Annotated in this window: 6 protein-coding genes; 4 read left to right on the top strand and 2 right to left on the bottom strand. The window is 64.5% G+C overall.

Annotated features, from left to right (window positions below):
• Positions 1 to 8: 8 nt before the first annotated feature.
• The 4 genes from dksA (at position 9) to ACTHL0_RS20910 (ending at position 4,440) form a co-directional block, all read left to right on the top strand.
• The gene (gene dksA, locus ACTHL0_RS20925; RefSeq protein WP_440568809.1) at positions 9 to 428 is read left to right on the top strand and encodes an RNA polymerase-binding protein DksA; all 420 of its coding nucleotides are present in this window, start codon (positions 9 to 11) and stop codon (positions 426 to 428) included.
• Between the two features lie 251 nt (positions 429 to 679).
• Positions 680 to 1,216 (top strand): ATP-dependent protease subunit HslV, encoded by a 537-nt coding sequence (hslV, locus tag ACTHL0_RS20920; RefSeq protein WP_440568808.1) that lies wholly within the window; start codon positions 680 to 682, stop codon positions 1,214 to 1,216.
• Positions 1,217 to 1,259: 43 nt separating this feature from the next.
• Positions 1,260 to 2,597, top strand: a complete 1,338-nt coding sequence (hslU, locus tag ACTHL0_RS20915; RefSeq protein ID WP_440568807.1) for an ATP-dependent protease ATPase subunit HslU — start codon at positions 1,260 to 1,262, stop codon at positions 2,595 to 2,597.
• A 148-nt stretch (positions 2,598 to 2,745) separates the two neighbouring features.
• Positions 2,746 to 4,440, top strand: coding sequence for a carboxylesterase/lipase family protein (locus ACTHL0_RS20910; protein ID WP_440568806.1), 1,695 nt, complete (start codon positions 2,746 to 2,748; stop codon positions 4,438 to 4,440).
• 160 nt (positions 4,441 to 4,600) lie between these two features.
• Here ACTHL0_RS20910 and ACTHL0_RS20905 read toward each other — a convergent pair whose 3' ends face one another.
• Positions 4,601 to 5,143, bottom strand: a complete 543-nt coding sequence (locus ACTHL0_RS20905; protein ID WP_440568805.1) for a response regulator transcription factor — start codon at positions 5,141 to 5,143, stop codon at positions 4,601 to 4,603.
• On the bottom strand, positions 5,140 to 5,734 hold a 595-nt coding region (locus tag ACTHL0_RS20900; RefSeq protein ID WP_440568804.1), incomplete at its 5' end, for a sensor histidine kinase. The genes ACTHL0_RS20905 and ACTHL0_RS20900, both read right to left, overlap by 4 nt.

Genomic DNA, 5,734 nt, shown 5'->3' with positions numbered 1-5,734 from the left:
GCACGCAGATGACGACGAAACGACTCTTGACCGAAGCCGAAATCCTGAAGATGGGCGACAAGGATTACATGAATGAGGATCAGCTCGCCTTCTTCAAGAACAGGCTCGAACAGCTTCAGGCGGAAATTCTCCGCAACGCCGGGCAGACGACTGAAAATCTGCGCGAAACGGTGATCGTGCCCGATCCGGCGGATCGCGCGACGATCGAGGAAGAGCATGCGCTCGAGCTGCGCACGCGCGATCGCGAACGCAAGCTGCTGAAGAAAGTGCAGCAATCGCTCGCAAGGATCGACGCGGGCGATTACGGCTGGTGCGAGGAAACGGGGGAGCCGATCGGCATCCCGCGTCTGCTCGCGCGGCCCACGGCGACGCTTTCGCTCGAGGCGCAAGAGCGCCGCGAGTTGCGCCAGAAGCTCTTCGGCGATTGACGCACCGGCGGCGCGGCCCGGGTTGCCGCGCACCTACACGCTGCTTCCAGACGAGGCGCGCGGAATCCCGCGCGCTTTTTGTTTTTGTGCCCCTTCCCCTTCCCCTCTTGATAACGCCGCGCACGCCCTAAAATGGGCTGAATGTACGCGCAGGAACGAGCACGCGCATCACGCGTTCTCGATGCCGCCCCGTTCTCAGCTCGCGCGGCACCGCGCCGCCGAACCCCTTCCGTATTCTCGAGGAATGCACCATGGAGCAATTTCACGGTACGACGATCGTCTCCGTGCGCAACGGCGATAAGGTTGCGCTTGGCGGCGACGGCCAAGTGACGCTCGGCAACATCGTCATGAAAGGCGGCGCAAAGAAAGTGCGGCGCATCTACAACGGCAAAGTCCTCGTGGGTTTTGCCGGCGGCACGGCCGACGCCTTTTCGCTGCTCGACCGCTTCGAGGCGAAGCTCGAGAAGCACCAGGGCAACCTGACGCGCGCCGCCGTGGAACTCGCCAAGGATTGGCGCACCGATCGCATGCTGCGCCGGCTCGAGGCGATGCTGATCGCGGCCGACGCCCAAACGACGCTCGTCATCACCGGCAACGGCGATGTGCTTGATCCCGAAGGCGGCCTCTGCGCCATCGGCTCGGGCGGCGCCTACGCGCAAGCCGCCGCGCGTGCGCTGGCCGAGAACACGACGCTGTCGCCGCGCGAGATCGTCGAAAAATCGCTCGAAATCGCGGGCGACATGTGCATCTACACGAACCATAACCGCGTCATCGAGACAATCGAGTAAGCGAGTAAGCACCAGCACGCAAGTGAGCGAGAGTGAGGAACCGATGAGCACCATGACCCCTGCCGAGATCGTCTCGGAACTCGATAAACACATCATCGGCCAGAACAAGGCCAAGAAAGCGGTGGCCGTCGCGCTGCGCAATCGCTGGCGCCGGCAGCAGGTGGCCGAGCCGCTGCGCCAGGAAATCACGCCGAAGAACATTCTCATGATCGGGCCGACGGGTGTCGGCAAGACCGAGATCGCACGGCGGCTCGCAAAACTCGCCGATGCGCCGTTCATCAAGATCGAAGCGACGAAGTTCACCGAAGTGGGCTACGTCGGTCGCGATGTCGACAGCATCGTGCGCGATCTGATCGAAATCGCCCTGAAGCAAACGCGCGAAACGGAGATGCGCAAGGTCCGCACCAAGGCACAGGATCAGGCGGAAGATCGCATTCTCGACATCCTGCTCCCGAGCGCCCGCCCCGTCGGCTTCGGCGCTGCGAGCGAGAGCGCCGACGACGGCAACGCCACGCGCCAGACGTTCCGCAAGCGCCTGCGCGAAGGCCAGCTCGACGATAAGGAGATCGAACTCGACGTCGAACTGCCGCAAGCCGGCATGGACATCATGGGCCCGCCCGGGATGGAGGACATGACCGAACAGATCCGCTCGATGTTCGCGAATCTCGGCGGCGGCAAGAAGACGCGGCGCAAGGTCAAGGTCAAGGAAGCGCTGAAGCTTTTGATCGACGAGGAAGCGTCGAAAATGCTCAACGACGAAGAAGTGAAGGCCAAGGCCGTGCAGAACGTCGAGCAGAACGGCATCGTGTTCCTTGACGAGATCGACAAGATCGCCTCGCGCAGCGAAGCGGGCGGCGCGGAAGTCTCGCGCCAGGGCGTGCAGCGCGATCTGCTGCCGCTCGTGGAAGGCACGACGATCAACACCCGCTACGGCATGGTGAAGACCGACCATATCCTCTTCATCGCGAGCGGCGCGTTTCACTTGTCGAAGCCGAGCGATCTGATCCCCGAGCTGCAAGGGCGTTTCCCGATTCGCGTCGAACTCGATTCGCTGTCGGTGGAGGATTTCGAGTCGATCCTGATCGCGACCGATGCAAGCCTCGTCAAACAGTATCAGGCGCTGCTCGCCACCGAGGAGGTCGAACTCGAGTTTGCCCGGGACGGCATCAAGCGCATGGCCGAGATCGCTTTTTCGGTCAACGAGCGTACCGAAAATATCGGCGCGCGCCGGCTCTATACCGTTATCGAAAAACTACTCGAGGAAGTGTCGTTCGCGGCCGGCAATCATACCGGTCAGAAAGTGACGATCGATGCGGCCTACGTTGACCGCGCGCTCGGCGAAGTGGCCCAAAGCGAGGATTTGTCGCGCTACGTGTTGTGATTGTCGCGCCGCGCGCATGAGGCGCGGTTTCGGCATCCGTCCGATTTAAACGCACGGAGCGATCTGAGATGCATTTCGCGTCAATGATCGTCTCTCCCACCCAACGGTGGGAGTCAATCCGCAGTTCAATCGGAAAGGAGGCAAAACCGTGAGCGTTTCATTTCATCGCGCAGGCCAGTATCGTCTTGCGGCGGCCGTTGCGGCCGCCGCATCGCTTTTTTACCTGGCCGCCAACCCCGCGCAGGCCGCCCTGGCGCCGCTGGCCCCTCAAGCACAGCTGGCGGACGGTATCGTCGAGGGCCTCAAGATGCGTGGCCAACATAGAGACGTGCGCGTGTTCCGCGGCATCCCCTATGCGGCGCCGCCCGTGGAGGATTTCCGCTTCCGCGAACCCCAAAGCGTCCCGCGCTGGGCCGGCGTGCGCAACGCGAAACAGTTCGCGCCCCGCTGCATGCAACCGAACGCGGCGGGCAAGCCGGACTTCCGCTCGGCCACGATGAGCGAGGATTGCCTCTATCTCAATGTGTGGACGCCTGCGAGCGGCGCGGAAAGCAAGCTGCCGGTGCTCGTCTTCTTCCACGGGGGCGGGTTTGTGTCTGGCGATGGCTCCGAGCCTCGTTACGACGGCGCGAATCTGGCCTCGCGCGGAATTGTCGCGGTCACCGTCAACTATCGGCTCGGCGTGTTCGGCTTCCTCGCGCCGGCGGGCGCGGCCGGCGAATCGTCGCACGGCACGGCCGGCAATTACGGGCTGCTCGATCAGGTCGCGGCGCTGCGTTGGGTGCGCGATAACATCGCCCAATTCGGCGGCGATCCGGCGCAAGTCACGATCGCCGGCAGTTCGGCCGGCTCGGTATCGGTGAGCACTCACATGAGTTCGCCGCTCTCGCGCGGGCTGTTTGCACGCGCGATCGGGCAAAGCGGCGCGGCGTTCGCACCCAACGCCCTATGGACACGCGAGGAGGCCGAGCGTTCGGCGGCCGAGTTCTCGGGGCGCGTCGGCGCGGCTACGCTTCAGCAATTGCGCTCGCTGCCGGCAAAAGCGCTGCTGGCGGCGACGGCTCAGCCGCTGCGTTCCGAACAACCGATGCTGTTTCGGCCGAGCGTGGACGGCTACTTTCTGACTGAATCGCCCGAGCAGGTATTCGCCCGAGGCGGGCAAGCTCAGGTGCCGCTGTTGTTGGGATCGAATGAGCAGGACCCGCCTTCGGCCGAGCCCGCGAAGCATCACGGGATGGTGACGTTGCGCGAAAGGCTCGCGAAGTTCCGGGATCAGGTAGATGAGCGGCTCGCACACTATCCCGGCGTCGAAAGTGTCAAGCAGAGCACATGGCGATGGATGGACCTGCATCGGCAGACGGGGCAAGCGGCTCTCTTTTACTACCGCTATACGCAGGGGCTCCCGCGTGAGGCCGACACCGCTACAGCGACCGTTACGCCCAACAAGACGGTTGAGCCGCCGGTGCTCGGTGCCGCGCAGGACGCGCAGGTCTCCTATTCGCTCGGCAATCTCGATAATCAGCGGCGCTACGCTTGGACCGCCGCCGATTACGACGTGGCACGTATCTTTTCGCGCTATACGGAGCAATTCGTGAAGACGGGCAATCCCAACGGCGCTGCCCCCATCGGCGCGGGTGCAACGACCGAAGCCAACGCGCCTCGAAATGTGGGTTCGGTGCCGGATTGGCCGGCCTTGCGGGTTGAAAGCCAAGGGGTCTTGCGGCAGGTCATCGGAGAAAACACGCAGTCGGTGTGGGATCGAAACGAGCCGCAACAGCAACAGGACGGGCCGCTCGCCGAGGCTGAACAATCGGCGCAGGCCGCTGTCCCCGTCACCCGGTAACGCGCCGCGGAAACGTCGCGTTTAAATGCTTCGCCGGCCGCCGTCCAACCGCGGCCGCCGCCCCGGGCACCGCAGTGGCACCGCCCCCGCAATAAACGCGCTTAGGTCATGCGCTTCGGCGGCACGCTTGCGGCCGAAGCGCATCCGCCGACACCGGCGTCTACTGCTTCACCGGCCGCTTCGCCAACTTGCGCTGCAACGTCCGCCGATGCATGTTCAACGCCCGCGCCGTGGCCGAAATATTGCCGCCGTTCTCGGCCAGTGCCCGCTGAATGTGCTCCCATTCGAGCCGCGCCACCGACAGCAGCGTCGGATGCTCGATCGCGGCCTCCGCTTGCGTCACGCTCGCCTCGGTCTGCAGCGCCGCGAGAATCGATTCGACGTTCGCCGGCTTGGCCAGATAGTTATCGGCACCATCCTTCACCGCTTGGACGGCCGTCGCGATGCTCGCGTACCCGGTCAGCACGAGCATCCGCGCATCGGGCTGCAGATCGCGCAGCGGCGCAACGAGGTTCAAACCCGAATCGCTGCCCAGATGCAAATCGACGGTAATGAAATCGAATTGATGCTGATTGGCCAGGCTGATCGCCTCTTCGGCGTTGTGCGCTTGATGCGTGGTAAAGCCGCGACGCGTGAGCCCGCGCGCCAAAATGCCCGCAAAAACCTCGTCGTCGTCGATGACGAGAAATTGATTGCCGCTCATAGTTCATTCTCCTTGGTATTCGATAAGGTGGACTCGCCGCGCCGCGGCTGTCCGTCGTCCTTTGCCGCCGGCACGCGCAGCACCACGCGCGTCCCGCGCGGCTCGCCGTCGAACAATTCGATCGATCCGTTCAGTCGCGAGGCCGCCGCGAACGCGAGATAAAGGCCAACGCCATGGCCGCCCTGCGTGCTGTCGACGGGCGCGCTGCCCAGCTTCGTGCGCAGCGCCGGTGAAATGCCGGGCCCTGAATCGCACACTTCAAATTCGATGAACCCGTCCGCCACCGCGGCGGCCAGCGTCACGCGGTCGCAACTGGCGCGCGCCGCGTTGTCGAGCAGGATCGTCAAGATCTGGCCGACGGCCGCGGTCTCGTCGAGCCAGACCTCGCCGGGCGCCGTGCCGAGCCGGACGAACTTCACATGCGGATGACGCAGGCGCCATTGCTCGCAGAAACTGGCGAGCCAGCTATCGAGCCGTTCACGGGCGGGCGATACCGACGCCCGGGGGCGCCCCCCGGCCCCCCCCCCCGTGCCCACCCGCGAAGCCTCCGCGCGCCCGGCGTAAACAGCGGCCAAACCCGCGACCCCCCCA

This window comes from Trinickia sp. (assembly GCF_051961175.1).
Classification (GTDB): Bacteria; Pseudomonadota; Gammaproteobacteria; order Burkholderiales; family Burkholderiaceae; genus Trinickia.
Note: the sequence above shows the minus strand (reverse complement) of the source record. Positions and strands in the feature narration are given on the sequence as shown.

Coding starts and splice junctions, on each gene's coding strand:
- dksA (WP_440568809.1), top strand. CDS start 9: ATGACGACGAAACGACTCTTGACCGAAGCCGAAATCCTGAAGATGGGC.
- hslV (WP_440568808.1), top strand. CDS start 680: ATGGAGCAATTTCACGGTACGACGATCGTCTCCGTGCGCAACGGCGAT.
- hslU (WP_440568807.1), top strand. CDS start 1,260: ATGAGCACCATGACCCCTGCCGAGATCGTCTCGGAACTCGATAAACAC.
- ACTHL0_RS20905 (WP_440568805.1), bottom strand. CDS start 5,143: ATGAGCGGCAATCAATTTCTCGTCATCGACGACGACGAGGTTTTTGCG.